At 36.8% G+C, this 14,806-nt stretch carries 14 protein-coding genes; 9 read left to right on the top strand and 5 right to left on the bottom strand.

Annotation, left to right across the window (positions count from 1 at the left end; translation table 11 throughout):
* Nucleotides 1-7 precede the first annotated feature (7 nt).
* Together BN990_RS20995 and mreBH are read right to left on the bottom strand one after the other, a co-directional pair.
* Nucleotides 8-1,156, bottom strand: a complete 1,149-nt coding sequence (locus BN990_RS20995) for a CaiB/BaiF CoA transferase family protein (RefSeq protein ID WP_021290632.1) — start codon at nt 1,154-1,156, stop codon at nt 8-10.
* 654 nt (nt 1,157-1,810) lie between these two features.
* The gene (gene mreBH, locus BN990_RS21000; RefSeq protein WP_021290631.1) at nt 1,811-2,818 is read right to left on the bottom strand and encodes a rod-share determining protein MreBH; all 1,008 of its coding nucleotides are present in this window, start codon (nt 2,816-2,818) and stop codon (nt 1,811-1,813) included.
* A 429-nt stretch (nt 2,819-3,247) separates the two neighbouring features.
* On the opposite strand from mreBH, the gene BN990_RS21005 reads away from it, so the two are divergent.
* The 4 genes from BN990_RS21005 to BN990_RS21020 all read left to right on the top strand — a co-directional run bounded on the left by BN990_RS21005 (nt 3,248) and on the right by BN990_RS21020 (nt 6,439).
* Nucleotides 3,248-4,099 (top strand): CAP domain-containing protein, encoded by an 852-nt coding sequence (locus tag BN990_RS21005; protein ID WP_021290630.1) that lies wholly within the window; start codon nt 3,248-3,250, stop codon nt 4,097-4,099.
* 66 nt (nt 4,100-4,165) lie between these two features.
* Complete coding sequence (locus tag BN990_RS21010; protein WP_148530751.1) at nt 4,166-4,417, top strand: hypothetical protein; 252 nt, start codon at nt 4,166-4,168, stop codon at nt 4,415-4,417.
* A 323-nt stretch (nt 4,418-4,740) separates the two neighbouring features.
* Complete coding sequence (locus BN990_RS21015; protein ID WP_021290628.1) at nt 4,741-5,736, top strand: glutaminase; 996 nt, start codon at nt 4,741-4,743, stop codon at nt 5,734-5,736.
* A 31-nt stretch (nt 5,737-5,767) separates the two neighbouring features.
* A complete protein-coding gene (locus BN990_RS21020; protein WP_021290627.1) occupies nt 5,768-6,439 on the top strand; it encodes an SOS response-associated peptidase in 672 nt (223 codons plus the stop codon).
* A 37-nt stretch (nt 6,440-6,476) separates the two neighbouring features.
* Here BN990_RS21020 and BN990_RS21025 read toward each other — a convergent pair whose 3' ends face one another.
* Entirely contained in the window at nt 6,477-7,832 is a 1,356-nt protein-coding gene (locus BN990_RS21025) for an alanine/glycine:cation symporter family protein (protein ID WP_021290626.1), read from the bottom strand.
* Nucleotides 7,833-8,065: 233 nt separating this feature from the next.
* On the opposite strand from BN990_RS21025, the gene BN990_RS21030 reads away from it, so the two are divergent.
* From BN990_RS21030 to BN990_RS21040, 3 genes are read left to right on the top strand one after another with little or no spacing between them, the layout of a single operon-like run.
* Complete coding sequence (locus tag BN990_RS21030) at nt 8,066-8,542, top strand: low molecular weight protein-tyrosine-phosphatase (protein ID WP_021290625.1); 477 nt, start codon at nt 8,066-8,068, stop codon at nt 8,540-8,542.
* A gap of 12 nt (nt 8,543-8,554) precedes the next feature.
* Nucleotides 8,555-8,851 carry a hypothetical protein gene (locus tag BN990_RS21035; RefSeq protein ID WP_021290624.1) on the top strand — a complete coding sequence of 99 codons (297 nt, stop codon included), beginning with the start codon at nt 8,555-8,557 and terminating at the stop codon, nt 8,849-8,851.
* 49 nt (nt 8,852-8,900) lie between these two features.
* Nucleotides 8,901-9,725: a YihY/virulence factor BrkB family protein gene (locus tag BN990_RS21040; protein WP_038247433.1), complete on the top strand. Its 825-nt coding sequence runs from the start codon at nt 8,901-8,903 to the stop codon at nt 9,723-9,725.
* Here BN990_RS21040 and BN990_RS21045 read toward each other — a convergent pair whose 3' ends face one another.
* Nucleotides 9,726-11,642 (bottom strand): heavy metal translocating P-type ATPase, encoded by a 1,917-nt coding sequence (locus BN990_RS21045; RefSeq protein ID WP_021290622.1) that lies wholly within the window; start codon nt 11,640-11,642, stop codon nt 9,726-9,728.
* 187 nt (nt 11,643-11,829) lie between these two features.
* On the opposite strand from BN990_RS21045, the gene BN990_RS21050 reads away from it, so the two are divergent.
* Complete coding sequence (locus BN990_RS21050) at nt 11,830-12,708, top strand: transporter substrate-binding domain-containing protein (RefSeq protein ID WP_038247438.1); 879 nt, start codon at nt 11,830-11,832, stop codon at nt 12,706-12,708.
* 40 nt (nt 12,709-12,748) lie between these two features.
* Nucleotides 12,749-13,432, top strand: coding sequence for an amino acid ABC transporter permease (locus BN990_RS21055; protein WP_021290620.1), 684 nt, complete (start codon nt 12,749-12,751; stop codon nt 13,430-13,432).
* A gap of 112 nt (nt 13,433-13,544) precedes the next feature.
* Here the strand turns inward: BN990_RS21055 and BN990_RS21060 are convergent, their stop codons facing one another.
* Nucleotides 13,545-14,729: an MFS transporter gene (locus BN990_RS21060; RefSeq protein ID WP_038247439.1), complete on the bottom strand. Its 1,185-nt coding sequence runs from the start codon at nt 14,727-14,729 to the stop codon at nt 13,545-13,547.
* Nucleotides 14,730-14,806 lie beyond the last annotated feature (77 nt).

Genomic DNA, 14,806 nt, shown 5'->3' on the forward strand with positions numbered 1-14,806 from the left:
CCTTTTATTAATTGGTTGGATTTTCATTAAGAATAGCTTGATTATGTTCACCTGGATCAGGTGGATGATGTCGATATGAAACAGGAGTACGAGACAATTTTAATGGACTGCCTATCATGTTGATGATACCGGCTGTTGGATGTGACAGATCGATGAACATGTTTCGTGCATTTAATTGTGCATCATTAGCTACTTCAGCAATATTCTGAATTGGTCCGCATGGAATGCCTCTTGCCTTACACTCATCCATCCACTCATTTGCTTCCTTTTGTAAGAATAATTCTTGTAGAACAGGTATCAGTTTGTCACGATGCTTAACCCGATCAGGATTAGTAGTAAATCTAGGGTCTGTTTTTAAATCGGGCTTTTGAATAATATCGCATAACGCTTGAAATTGCTTGTCATTTCCAACTGCAATGACCATTTCTCCGTCTTTTGCACAAAAGGTTTGATAGGGGACAATATTTGCATGATGATTTCCAAGTTGGAATGGGATTTGACCGGACATTAAATAATTACTTCCTACATTTACAAGAGCACTTACTGCTGCATCATATAGGGCAATATCGAGTTTTTGTCCTTTTCCAGATTGGTTTCTTTCAATTAATGCACCTTGTATGCCAATACATGCGTACATCCCTGTTAATATATCTGAAATAGCAACCCCCATTTTCTGTGGTCCAGTTTCTTTATCACCAGTTATACTCATAAGTCCGCTCATGGCTTGAATGATAAAATCATAACCTGGCATATCCTTCAATGGACCAGTTTCACCAAATCCAGTAATTGAACAATAAATAAGTCCTGAGTTAATAGATGATAATGTGTCATAGTCTAAACCAAATCGTTCCATTGTTCCTGTACGAAAGTTATTAATAATTACATCGCTATTTTTTACAAGATTTTTGATTTGAGTAATCCCTTCTTGCGATTTTAAATCAAGGGTAATGCTTTTTTTATTGCGATTTGCACATAGATAATAAGCACTAACACCTTCTTGAAAAGGTGGCCCCCATCTTCGTGTTTCATCACTTCCACCAGGAGCTTCTACTTTGATAACTTCAGCCCCTAGATCCCCAAGAATCATTGAACAGTAAGGACCAGCCAACACTCGGGACAAATCAAGAATACGAATATGTTCCAGAGCACCTGTCATGTTTTCACTCCTTTTATAAAGAATAGGTTAATTATCATAGCTTCTTAAGCATATGATGAGAAGTCGGTAAAAAATAAAAAAGCCAATTCAAACAAATTACAGAACTTCTGTAATTCAATCTGAACTGGCTTTTATCTGTTGAGTCAGTTCTGGCATGGAACTGTGAACAGATTAGGCAGCGAATTGATAGGTAATTAAAAGAGCTATTTAGCAACAAGCTAATTAATTCTTATTTTTCAGTATACTATGATAATTAATATTTGTAAACGCTTTCCGGGACGATTTTTTGATAAAAATCCCCAGGCAATTAGATGCCTGGGTGTAAACTTATGAATATAAGCAATATAGAAGAGGACAACGACTAATGAGACTTCCTTCGACTCCCAGTTATCATCGGTTCCTGAAAGTCACCGTAATTCCTTTATTGAGGAACGGAAGACCGACGAAAAACGGCACGATGCTTGCCAACGTCGAACCATCCCCGAATACCGGGGCGAGCCCATACGTCGCCTAACGGTCTTAAAAGCTTTTCTGATGTCTAGCATGAAAGGGCTACCTCCTAGAGGACTAAAGCGTCCTTCCTTTGTGGTAAAAACCACCACATCGGAAGGAACTTAAGCTTGTTGGAGGTATTTGCCTTTTATGCTTTTCTTTCTACTTTGTGGCTTTTTGCAGTTTTGTGATCATTTTTAATGCGCGTCCGGTTCCGACTGCTACGGATTCTAAAGGATTTGGTGCAAGATGGACAGGGACGATAATTTCAGTAGATAACCATTCTTGCATGCCATTAAGCATGGAGCCACCGCCTGTTAGAACAATACCATGATCTACAATATCTCCACTTAATTCTGGAGGGCAGTTTTCTAATGTAGCACGTATGGTCTCTAGAACTTGTTCCAAGGATTCTTTTAATGCAAGGTGAATTTCTTGAGATGTAATTGTAACCGTCTTAGGTAAACCTGTTACCATATCACGTCCTCGGATTTCCATTGTTTCATCTTTGTGATTCGGATGTGCATAACCAATTTCCATCTTGATATTCTCAGCCGTACGTTCACCAATTAGGATATTATAATTCTTGCGGATGTGATGAATGATTTCTTCATCCATTTTATCTCCACCAATACGAACGGAATTACAGGAAACGACACCTCCGAATGAAATAATTCCTACTTCTGAAGTACCGCCTCCGATGTCGACAATGACATTGGCAACAGGCTCATCAACTGGCAGATCAGCACCAATTGCAGCAGCAATTGGCTCTTCAATAAGATGGACTTGTTTTGCTCCATAGCTTGTGACAGCATTGTGGATAGCACGACGTTCTACGGTAGTACTGCCTGATGGTGTACAAACAACTACAACTGGTTTTCGCATGGACATGCCAATTTTCTTACTAACTTTCTTCAAAAATTCTTTTAACATTTGTGCAGTGACATCATAATCCGCAATCACTCCATCTTTTAGTGGGCGAATCGGTATGATATTTTGTGGGGTTTTACCCACCATTTCCTTTGCTTCTGCTCCAACAGCGACTACTTGCTTGGTATTTACATCAATTGCTACAACAGATGGTTCATTCAAAACGATTCCTTTTGACTTTGAGTATATTAGAATGTTTGCAGTACCAAGATCGATTCCAATCTCCGCAGTAGATAACATAATATAGATCCTCCAATGATGACAGATTTCTTTTATATAAATTCTCTTCTTTCATATAGTTTTAGGGGGTAGATATACAAGTGTTAGTAATTAGTAATAGATTTTTTTCCAAATATCCTTATTATACAACAAAAAAACTATTATTTACGACAGAATACGTAACATTTGGATTACAAATTGATAGAATTTGTAATAAACAAGCCGCTTTTTTTAGGTTGTCAAGCCGAATTTTGATGAAATTTTTTCCTCTACTATTATTATTTTCATGTATACCCTATTTTCCCATGAAACTAACTCCTATTAATATAAGGTTTTTAGATTTAAAGAGCAAGAGAAAATACGATTGGTAACGGCTGCCAAAAATATTACAAAAAATCCATGCTATGATGATCTTGCACGAAACAAAAACCAAAGGAGTGTGTAAGAAACATGTTTAAAAAAATAGGTGTAGTTACAGCTTTATCTACAGCTTTACTATTCGGGGGAGCTTTTTCATCTTCTGCTGATGCTTCTGCCAAAGATCAATCTCAGGATCAAATTTATAAAGTCTTCTATTCTATCAATGGACAAACAAAGACAATTACAGAAGACAATATAAATGATCTTTTAAATAAATATATGAATAAATTACAATTAAATTGGAACCAAATTAATTGGGATAAGATTAATATAGAAGAAAAACCAGCAGAAAATGAAAAACCTGCTCAAGAAGAACAAACAAATCAGGCTGACAAACCAGCTCAAGAAAAACCAGAAGAACCAAAACAACCAGAACAGTCACAAGAACAAGAAACACAAGATAAAGAACAGCCTGCACAAGAGCAACAACCGGAGCAAAACACGAATCAACAACAAACAGAAGAACAACAAAATCAAAATCAAGAACAGTCTCAATCTGAAGAATTGAGTCAATTTGAACAAGAAGTTGTTGAACTAACAAACCAAGAACGTGCAAAACAAGGTCTTTCTGAATTAAAAGTTGATACTGAACTAAGTAAAGTTGCACGTGAAAAATCGAATGATATGGCAACAAATGGCTACTTTGCGCACAATAGCCCAACTTACGGTTCACCATTTGATATGATGAAACAATTCGGTATTAGCTATACAACTGCAGGAGAAAATATTGCTAAAGGGCAACAAACTCCTCAAGAAGTAGTTGATGCTTGGATGAACAGTCAAGGTCACCGTGAAAACATTATGAACCCTGACTTCACTCATATTGGAGTAGGGTATGTTGAACAAGGTAACCACTGGACGCAACAATTTATTGGAAAATAAATATACGAATCTATGAAAGAGATTGACTGCGGTCAATCTCTTTTTTTTTACCAATTATTCCTCTAGATGGAACTTTTACAATTTGTGTTTATTGATCGTCATGATCGTAAGCAGTCAGTTAAAGTAGAGGTGCCAATTGTGCCAGTTACAATCACCGGTATATACCGAATGTACGAACAACAAGACGGTAAGATAAAGGATGATTCCGATGTAAAACGATCTATTGAGGAGGCAATTCATCCGGAATCATATCATGCTAAAAGCAGTAACGAAATAGCTGAAGGGGTCCAAGAAATAATAGAAAAACGATTGCAATAAGAAGATGCTGATCAAGTTGAGGAGCTAGTAAAGCGCTGATTTAGGAAGAGCGAAAGGAAAAAGGAATTTAAACCGAACTATTTTCTGCAACTATTCAGAGAATAGTTCGGTTTTTGGTTTTTTAAAATATAAGTTCTACCAAAAAACGGAATAATGGATTCATTAATTCTATTAATTGTAATAGTCATGACTTCAGGAGATCAAATTGGTACTGGGGGCAGCAGTGATTAGTTGTAGAGTTTCCGTTTTATTATGTATCCTCCCTTTTTGTTTATAAGTTTCTTTTTTTAAATACGAGGCATACTAGTAGGGAGGTGATATAGTTGATTCAAGGTACGGTGAACTGGAATACAAAAATAACCCAAGATTGGTTGCAGAATTATGTAGACGATTGGGTAACTTTTTATCAAAAGCAAACAAAGGATGGAGAAGTGGCTTCTTATATTCCCATTTTAAAAGAAGCTGATCCAAAACACTTAGGAATATCCATTTTAGGCAATAATGGACTATCAGTTCGTTCCGGAAATGTCGATACAACGTTTACGATCCAAAGTATTTCAAAAGTGTTTTGTTTTATTGTGGCGTGTATGGAAAGAGGGGTAGCATACGTGCTTGATCGAGTCGATGTTGAGCCAACTGGCGAGGCATTTAATTCAATCATGCATTTGGAAATGCGAAAATTAAAAAAGCCTTTCAACCCTTTTGTAAATGCAGGAGCGATTACAGTTACTTCTATGTTAAATGGGAAAACGCCGGATGAAAAACTAGAACCTTTATTTCAATTGCTGGAAAAAATTCTCGGTCATCGTCCATCATTGAACTTAGATGTATATGAATCAGAAAGAGATTCTTCTATACGAAATCGGGCAATTGGTTATTATTTAGTTGAATTAGACTACCTTGAATCAAATATGGATATTACGTTAGAAACCTATTTTAAACAATGTTCCATTGAAGTAAGTATTGATGATTTAGCAATAATTGGCCGAGTGTTAGCAAATGATGGATTGGATATGCAGACGGATGAGGAAATTATTCCTCGTAAAATTGCAAGATTAGCTAAGGCATTAATGCTCACATGCGGTATGTATGATGCATCTGGTAAATTTGCTGCTTATGTTGGTATTCCTGCTAAAAGTGGGGTATCTGGTGGAATTATCGCTGTAGCCCCACCAAGAGTAAGAGAGGAAGTCTTACCATTTACAGAAGGATGTGGGATAGGGGTATATGGTCCTGCCTTGGATAATCAAGGAAATAGTATAGCAGGAATAAAATTACTGAAGCATATTGCAACGAAGTGGGATTTAAGTATATTCTAAATGAAATATAGTGGCTATAGAGGTGAAGCGGATGTGTGGAAGGTATACATTATTGGCAGATGAATTAGAGATTTTGACGGCCTTTGATTTAGAGCAAGACACAATTGAAGGATATATACCAAGTTATAATATCGCTCCTGGTCAGCAAGTGTTAGCAATCATTCACGATGGGAAACAGAAACGAGCAGGTTTATTGAAGTGGGGACTTGTACCTAAGTGGGCGGAAGATGAGAAAATTGGTTATAAGATGATAAATGCACGTAGTGAGACCGCCCATCAAAAACCGAGCTTCAAACAGCTAATGGGAAAGAAGCGCTGCTTGATCCTTGCCGATAGTTTCTACGAATGGAAACAGACTTCTGATGGGAAACAGCCACAACGAATTGAGTTGGAAAACCGTAAAGTATTTACTTTTGCTGGCCTTTGGGATAAGTGGGAACATAAAGGAAAGCAACTGTTCACCTGTACCATTCTAACCAAAAAAGCAAATACCTTTATGCAAGACATTCATCATCGTATGCCAATCATTCTTCCTAAACATAAAGAGGATGAATGGATTCAACCAGTAAAGATGGAACCACTTGTATCGCAGCAACTCTTAGAGTCTTTTGACGAGGATCAATTAAAAGCTTATGCAGTTCATACCTATGTGAATTCAGCTGAAAATAATGATGAGCAATGTATTGTACCGTTAACATCATAAAAGGGATGAGCTGTCATCGCTCATCCCTTTTATAAGATTATGTTCTACTTTCTGCCTTTTCTTGTGTTTTTTCTTGTTTGGCTACTTTAAGGAATTTCTTTGTTTCATAAGCTACAACTCCGGAAAGACCAAGTAAGCCAATTAAGTTCGGTACTGCCATGAGCGCATTCATAATATCAGAAATACCCCAAACAATATCTAATTTTTCCATGGCTCCGTACATGACAGCAATAACAAAAACAAACCGATAATACGGTATAGCCTTGTCACTAAATAGATATGAAAAACACTTTTCCCCATAATAAGACCAACCTACTAATGTAGAAAAAGCAAATAATATAATTCCAATTGTAACAATATAGCCACCAACATCACCTAAGAAATAAGAAAAAGATGCTGCAGTTAACTCTGTACCTTCTAGTCCACCTTGATACATATCTGCCATCACAATTGTAATACCTGTAATTGAACAGACAATAATCGTATCAATAAATACCTGAGTCATCGATACTAAAGCTTGACGACCTGGGTAATCTGTTTTCGCTGCAGCAGCAGCAATAGGTGCGGAACCTAGTCCAGCTTCGTTGGAGAATACACCACGAGCTACTCCGTAGCGTATAACCGTACCTAAGATACCGCCACCGATTGCACTTCCTGTAAAGGCGTCTGTAAAGATTAAGCTAATTGCGCTTGGAAGAAGGTCTAAATTCATGATCATAATAATTAATCCGCCAATAATATACAATAATGCCATGATAGGTACAAAAAATGCTGTCACACGACCGATGCTTTTAATTCCTCCAAGAATAACAATACCAACTAATACAGTGAGTACGATTCCAGTTAGCCAAGTTGGGATATTAAATGAGGTTTGCAGTGCATCGGATACAGAATTCGATTGTACCATGTTTCCAATTCCAAATGCGGCGATGGAGCCAAAAATAGCAAATAAAACACCTAACCATTTGGCATTTAATCCCTTTTCTAAGTAGTACATTGGACCGCCGGACATTTGACCTTTACTATCTTCTACCCGATATTTAACTGCAAGAATGGCTTCAGAATATTTTGTTGCCATTCCAAATAATGCAGAAATCCACATCCAAAAGACAGCTCCCGGACCTCCTAATACTACTGCTGTTGCTACCCCAACAATGTTACCAGTTCCTATGGTAGCCGCCATTGCTGTTGTTAAGGCTTCATAATGGCTAATATCGCCTTTTGATTTTTTATCTTGTCTTGTTGGTCGAAAAGCAAGTTTCAAAGCGTAAGGTAGTGTTCTGAATTGTAAGAAACCTAATCGAAAGGTTAAGTATAATCCAGTTCCAACAATTAAAATTAATGTTGGAGGACCCCACACAAAGCTACTTATTGCATTGATGATGTCCATCATAATCTTTTTCCCCCTTTTTCTACCTATATTAAATATTCCGAAAAAAGAGAGCGTATGTCAAGTTGTTTCATGTAAATGTATAAGTTTCCGTGTTGCAAAAAGGTTGAATGGGTACGTTTTCTTTGACAATTTGTACAAGGAAGGTAAAAATTGGTATTCTATATAAATAGAAACCTTTGCCTGACAGAAGGTTTGTTGCTTATAATAGAAGAAATAGAAGGCAGGTGTGCTTTATGATTCGCGTCTTATTTGCATGTCTTGGCAATATTTGTCGATCTCCAATGGCAGAAGCAATATTTCTTGATCTTATAAAAAAAGACCGGCTTACGGAATATATTACTGTGGATTCAGCTGGTACCGGGAGCTGGCATATGGGTGAAGAACCCCATCAAGAGACGAAAGAAATTTTAACCAACAATAATATATCTTGGAAAGGACTGGTGGCAAGGCAAGTCGATGCAAGTGATGTGAATCAATTTGATTATATTATTGCAATGGATGATCAAAATAAACATGATCTGCTACAATTATTTGGGGCTAGCCAACAACCAATAATAATTGCAAAGTTGATGGATTTTGTAAATCAACCGGAAAAATCAAATATACCTGATCCCTACTATACAGGGAATTTTTCAGATACATATCAATTGGTTTTGGAAGGTTGTCAGCAATTACTGCAATTTATTAAAGAAAAACATTCAATTTCATAAGGAGCGATAACGATGGGAAAAAGAAAACTATTTTTAGGTGTATTTATTGGTGCAACAGTAGGTGCGCTTGTCAGCCTTTTTGATAAGGAAACAAGAGCATACAGTAAAGAGAAGTTAACAGCAGCCAAATCAGGTACTAGTTATCTAATGAAGCATCCATCAGATGCTGTGCATACGGTGCGTTCAGCGTTCGATACTTTTAATCAAGCATTCACACGTGGTGCGGAAAGTACATTGAACGCACTCGATCAAGTAGAATCAACACTTGAAAGTTTTGCTAATAAAAACCAAACAGATCGAATAGAATAAAGGCAAGCTTGGTTATAGGTTGCTGAGGAAAATGTCTAGGGGTGTGGCAATGGAAAAAAAGATCGTTCAATTTGGTAAGCAGCTGTATCAAAGGATGGAAGAAGTGGATGTCTTTGGTTTAGCTGCACAACTTGCTTATTTTTTTCTATTGTCGTTATTTCCGTTCTTGCTGTTTTTAGTAACTTTAGTTGGGTATTTACCAATCGATGAATTAGCAATACTCGATATTATTGCTACCTATGCACCACCACAAATTGTTGAGTTAATTACATCAAATGTTACACAATTAATTCGCCAACAAAATGGGGGATTATTATCTTTTGGGATTATTGCTACGTTATGGGCAGCTTCCAATGGTGTAAATTCGCTCATGCGCGGGTTTAATCATGCTTATGAAGTCGAAGAAAACCGTTCGTTTATCGTATCACGTTTAATTGCGATTGTTTTAACGATAGCGATGGTAGCAGTCATGATTATCGCCTTATTATTACCTGTTTTCGGAAGAACCTTAGGGATCTATCTTTTTTCCTTTGTTGGTTTATCTGAAGGGTTTGTTTCCGTATGGGAAACATTACGATGGGTAGTATCATCAGTTGTGTTCTTTATTGTGTTTTTAGCGCTTTACAAGCTGGCACCCAATAAGCGTATTTATTTTAAGAATGCAATTCCTGGGGCATTGTTCGCTACGATTTCATGGCAATTAGCTTCCCTTGGATTCTCCTATTATGTTAGTACAATCGGGAATTACTCAGCCACATATGGGAGTCTTGGTGCTGTAATAGTCCTAATGATTTGGTTTTATTTATCTGGGATTATTATAATGACTGGTGGCTTAATTAATTCGGTTATACGAAAAAACAGGCTGTTGGAATAGTTATTTCAACAGCCTTAATCCATTTAATATAACTAAGATCGTACTTCCTTCATGACCTACTACCCCTAATGGGAGATCGAGTATTTGCAAGAAATTCGTTGTAATTAATAGCAAAATGACACTAAGCGAGAACCAGATATTTTGTTTTATAATCGTATTCATTTTCTTTGAAACACTTATTGCATTGGTAATCTTAGTCAGATCATTTTTCATTAATACGACATCGGCAGTTTCTAAAGCAACATCCGTCCCTTCCCCCATAGCAATTCCTAGGTTAGCAGTAGCTAATGCCGGCCCATCATTAATGCCATCTCCAACCATGGCAATATGGTGGTATTTATTTTTGATTTGTTTTAAATAATCGACTTTATCTTTTGGAAGACAATTCGCAGCATAATGATCGATTTTTGCTTCTTTCGCTATTGCTTTTGCCGTTAAATCATGATCACCAGTTAACATAATGGTATAGATTCCTAGCTGTTTTAATTGTTTAATAGCTTTTACACTGTCTTTCCGAACTGTATCTTTTAATGCAATTAGTGCTACGATAGTTGCTTCTTTTTTTACATAAACAATCGTTTTTCCTTCAGCTGCAAGGTCTTTCGTGTATGGATCAAAAAATGAACTAAAGCCAATATACGCTGGTTTGCCTATTCTCCAATGTTCACCATTTATTTCCGCATTCACGCCATTTCCCGAAGCGGTTATTACATTGTCAATGAACAGTTTGTCTATAATAGCTTCTTCGCTACAGTAATCTGTAATTGCCACTGCCAAAGGATGGGTAGATTCTTGTTCTATCGCCCTTACTGTAGTCATAATTACATGCTCATCATAGTCGGGGTGAATAATAAAATTGGTTACTTCCGGCTTTCCTTTAGTTAGTGTCCCCGTTTTATCAAAAGCAATTGCCTTCATGTGGCTCATGTTTTCAATGTGTACACCGCCCTTAAACAATACGCCTTTTTTAGCACTATTGGAAATAGCAGATAAAGTGGCAGGCATGATCGATGCCACAAGCGCACAAGGAGAAGCAACAACAAGTAATATCATCGCCCGATAAATACTCTCAAGAAGTGACCAGTTAAATAGAAAATAGGGAATAAACATCATAAGTACGACCATGGCTAATACTGTTTTCACATAGGCACCTTCGAACTTTTCAATAAATAATTGCGATGGAGATTTTTCTTCTTTCGCTGTTTGGACCATTTCTATGATTTTTTGAAAAACAGTTTGGTTAGCGGGCTTGGTTATTTGTATGGAAATAGAACCATCTAAAGCAACTGTTCCTGCAAAAACCTCATTCGAGTCACCCTTTGTTACAGGAATGGATTCACCAGTAATGGCACTCTCATCAATTGCTGTGGAGCCTTGAATAATACTTCCATCTGCTGGAATTCGTTCACCAGCTCGTACATAGATAACATCATCTATATGTAAGCTGGAAACCGGAACAACTTCCTTTTTGCCTTCAATTATACGTGTCGCTTCTTCGGGTTGAAGATCCATTAAGGCGGCTATTTCTCGATTGCTTCGATTCATTGTATATGTTTCCAAAGCGCCTGAAAGAGCAAATATAAAAATTAAAATCGCTCCCTCTGTCCAATATCCAATAGCTGAAGAACCAATAGCTGCTAAGACCATAAGCATTTCTACATTTAATTCTTTGTTTTGGATGGTTTCCGTAATTCCTTCTTTTGCTTTAAAATATCCCCCAATTATAAAGGCAGTTAGATGAAGTAAAATCCACAAGTTGTGGGAAAGGTACCCCTCCATACTCCAAGTAAATAAAATAAGTAATCCACTCACTAAAGCGGCTATTAATTCTTTATGTTCACGTAATTTGTTAGTTACCTTGGATGCTTTTCCATCTTGAGTAGGTAAGTCATACAATGTATTTGTTTTAACTGACATTCTAATCAGCACCTCCATCATTAAAATCATTTATTTATAATAATTACAAATAAATATTTATTATTATATTATCACTATATTAAATAAAGTCAAGAAGAGAATTGTAAAATTTAACTATTGTAAAAATTAATCGAAAGCTGTTACAATCAAATTTGTAAATTAAATATAACAATAGGGGTGTTGGAGGATGAGTAAGATTAAATTATTGCTTTCATTACTTGTTTTAATAGTCATTATTAGTGCTTGCGATGATTCTGAAGGTAATAGTAACAGTAGTGGTAATGAAGATGAAACAGATAAGAGATGGCAAGAAATTCAAGATTCAGGGGAACTAGTTGTTGGTACTTCTGGAACGTTGTTAGCTGCTTCCTATTATGACGGAGAAGAAGAAAATCAGGATCAGCTAACTGGTTATGATGTTGAAGTAATGCGTGAGGTAGCAAAGCGATTAGATCTTGATATTTCTTTTGAAATCATGGGGGTTGACAGTATGCTGCCTGCTGTAAAAAGCGGGAGAATCGATGTAGCAGCAAATGATATTGAAGCTACAGATAAACGGAAAGAAGAGTTTAATTTTAGTAATCCTTACAAATATTCCTATTCCACGATGGTTGTACGTAAAGAAGATAATTCAGGTATTGAGTCTTTGGAAGATCTAGAAGGTAAAATAGCTGGTGGTGGAGCGACTACTGTATATAGCCAAATTGCGGAGCATTTTGGAGCAGAAGTAAAAACATATGGAAATGCACCAAACGAAGCTTACTTACGAGATGTTCATAATGGAAGGACAGACGTGATAGTAAATGATTACTACCTATCGAAGTTTGGGGTAGCTGGTTTCCCAGATTTTGATATTCATTTACATCCAGATTTAAAGTTTCACCCTACAGAGCAAGCAGTTGTTATACCTAAAGGTGCAGATACTTTGACTAAAAAGATTAATCAAGCACTTATAGAAATGCGGGAAGATGGAACATTAACAAAATTAGCAGAGCAGTTTTATAAAGAAGATGCATCTCAAAAGCCAGAAGGAGACATTCAGGAAATAGAAGGACTCGATCTTTAGATATTGGTCTGTTTAAGCTTACGTAAAAGGAGAATTTGCAATGAATTTCAATGGATTTGATTTCGGTGGACTGTTTGATATTGAATTAGCACTAGAAAGTCTTCCTTTCGTCTTAGGTGGTTTACCGATGACATTGCTTGTATCCTTTGTTGGAATGGCGTTAGGATTGGTATTAGGTTTATTTCTGGCTTTGGCTAGAGGATCAAACCGCTTTATCTTTCGTCTACCAGCGCGAACGTATATTTCATTTATGCGCGGTACCCCAATGCTGGTATTTTTATTTATCCTTTATTTTGGATTACCGGTTGTTGGGATTAAATTAACCGCCTTAGTAGCGGCTTGCCTTGGCTTTGGCTTGAATAGCGCAGCCTATATTGCCGAAATAGATCGGTCCTCATTAAATAGTATTGATGTAGGGCAGTGGGAGTCAGCAAAAGCACTTAACTTAACTTATTGGCAGACACTTCGAAAGATCATTCTGCCTCAAGCAATGCGAATTGCTATTCCACCTCTTACAAATGTATTTATGGATATAGTTAAAGCAACTTCATTGGCTGCTGTTATTACCGTTCCTGAATTGTTCCAAAAAACACAGATTATAGCGGGACGTGAATTTGATGCGATGACAATGTATGTACTTGTTGCTCTCATCTATTGGCCGGTTTGTATTCTCATATCCTTGGTACAAGATCGGTTGGAAAAGCGATATAGTAAATTTGTTTAATAGGAAAACTTTGTTATAACGTAAACAAAACCATGACAACTGGTTCAGCCCCCACGTGAGCAAATAGAATTCACTGTGGGGGCTTTATACGTTGCTTTTCCGTATTTTCATTTTATTTTTGAGATGAATGATCTGTCGTAAGCGTATTTCGGTTAGGGCGTTGTAAGTAAATGGCAAGTGTTATTATTACTAAGACGATCGTAATGAGATAGAAAAACGAAATATTTTCTAGTGCATCGATATAATAGCCACCAATAAATGGTCCACTTATACTACCGATACTAAACATAATACCAACCATTAAATTTCCTGCAGGTAGTAAATTACCCGGTAGTAAATCCGTCATATAGGAAATCCCTAAAGAGAATAATGAACCGACACACATACCTGCTAGACTAAACAAAATAAATAGTGCTGGAATAGATTTCTCCAATATACCCGTCAGAGCAAAACATAAAGAACCGATCGTTAAGACGGTTATAAGCACATTCTTTCTTCCAAACCGATCACTTAAAGCTCCTAAAGGGAATTGAGTAATCAAACTACCAATTGCGAAACAAGGAATGATTAAGGCTAAAGTGTCAACCTCGTGCCCAATTCGTAATCCATATACAGGGAAGATACTATGTAAAGAAGCCTCCAAAAAACCATATCCGAAACCAGGAAGTAAAGCCACCCACGCTATTTTAGCTGTTTGCACAAAACGTTGTAGAGAAGTGGTTGGATAAGCACTATGTACTTCTTGCTCAGGCCATTGATTTCGAATAAAGATTAAGGTAGACCATACGAATAAACTCAAGATGGCCGCTATGATAAACGGAAGGGATTGATGAATGGATAATAGCCGTGTCATTAATGGTCCTAAAGCAAAACCTAGACTAAATGACAGTCCGTAGAAAGCAATACTTTTTCCCCTCGTTTCTTTTGTAGTAGTTGCGGTAATCCAAGTTTGTGTACCAAAATGCAGCATTTGATCTCCAATACCAATGGCCATACGTAAAATAAACCAAAACCACAATGATTCCCAAATGGGAAAAATCGCTAAAGATAGGATTACCAGCATGCCACCTACCGTAATAACTGGTTTAAATCCAAATTTATGCATTGGTTTTTCCATAAAAGGAGAAGCTATTAATACACCAATATATAAGCCAGTAGCATGTAACCCATTAATAGTCGAAGATATACCATTTTGCTCTAAAATAATGGAAAGTAAGGGAAGTAGCATTCCTTGTGAAAATCCGGATATCAATACAAGTCCAATTAATATCCAAAAACGATAATCCTTTGCATTCATTGTTCATCACCTTAACAAGATTTCTAATTTAATTATCTGTCTTAAATTTAATTGCTAAACATGAAAAGGTCAATAAC

The sequence above is a fragment of the Virgibacillus salexigens genome (genome assembly GCF_000723585.1).
GTDB classification, from domain to species: Bacteria; Bacillota; Bacilli; order Bacillales; family Amphibacillaceae; genus Virgibacillus; species Virgibacillus salexigens.

What these genes read in the sequence shown, in the direction of transcription:
- BN990_RS20995 (WP_021290632.1), bottom strand. Translation starts at nt 1,156, where the DNA reads ATGACAGGTGCTCTGGAACATATTCGTATTCTTGATTTGTCCCGAGTG.
- mreBH (WP_021290631.1), bottom strand. Translation starts at nt 2,818, where the DNA reads ATGTTATCTACTGCGGAGATTGGAATCGATCTTGGTACTGCAAACATT.
- BN990_RS21005 (WP_021290630.1), top strand. Translation starts at nt 3,248, where the DNA reads ATGTTTAAAAAAATAGGTGTAGTTACAGCTTTATCTACAGCTTTACTA.
- BN990_RS21010 (WP_148530751.1), top strand. Translation starts at nt 4,166, where the DNA reads ATGGAACTTTTACAATTTGTGTTTATTGATCGTCATGATCGTAAGCAG.
- BN990_RS21020 (WP_021290627.1), top strand. Translation starts at nt 5,768, where the DNA reads ATGTGTGGAAGGTATACATTATTGGCAGATGAATTAGAGATTTTGACG.
- BN990_RS21025 (WP_021290626.1), bottom strand. Translation starts at nt 7,832, where the DNA reads ATGATGGACATCATCAATGCAATAAGTAGCTTTGTGTGGGGTCCTCCA.
- BN990_RS21030 (WP_021290625.1), top strand. Translation starts at nt 8,066, where the DNA reads ATGATTCGCGTCTTATTTGCATGTCTTGGCAATATTTGTCGATCTCCA.
- BN990_RS21035 (WP_021290624.1), top strand. Translation starts at nt 8,555, where the DNA reads ATGGGAAAAAGAAAACTATTTTTAGGTGTATTTATTGGTGCAACAGTA.
- BN990_RS21040 (WP_038247433.1), top strand. Translation starts at nt 8,901, where the DNA reads ATGGAAAAAAAGATCGTTCAATTTGGTAAGCAGCTGTATCAAAGGATG.
- BN990_RS21045 (WP_021290622.1), bottom strand. Translation starts at nt 11,642, where the DNA reads ATGTCAGTTAAAACAAATACATTGTATGACTTACCTACTCAAGATGGA.
- BN990_RS21050 (WP_038247438.1), top strand. Translation starts at nt 11,830, where the DNA reads ATGAGTAAGATTAAATTATTGCTTTCATTACTTGTTTTAATAGTCATT.
- BN990_RS21055 (WP_021290620.1), top strand. Translation starts at nt 12,749, where the DNA reads ATGAATTTCAATGGATTTGATTTCGGTGGACTGTTTGATATTGAATTA.
- BN990_RS21060 (WP_038247439.1), bottom strand. Translation starts at nt 14,729, where the DNA reads ATGAATGCAAAGGATTATCGTTTTTGGATATTAATTGGACTTGTATTG.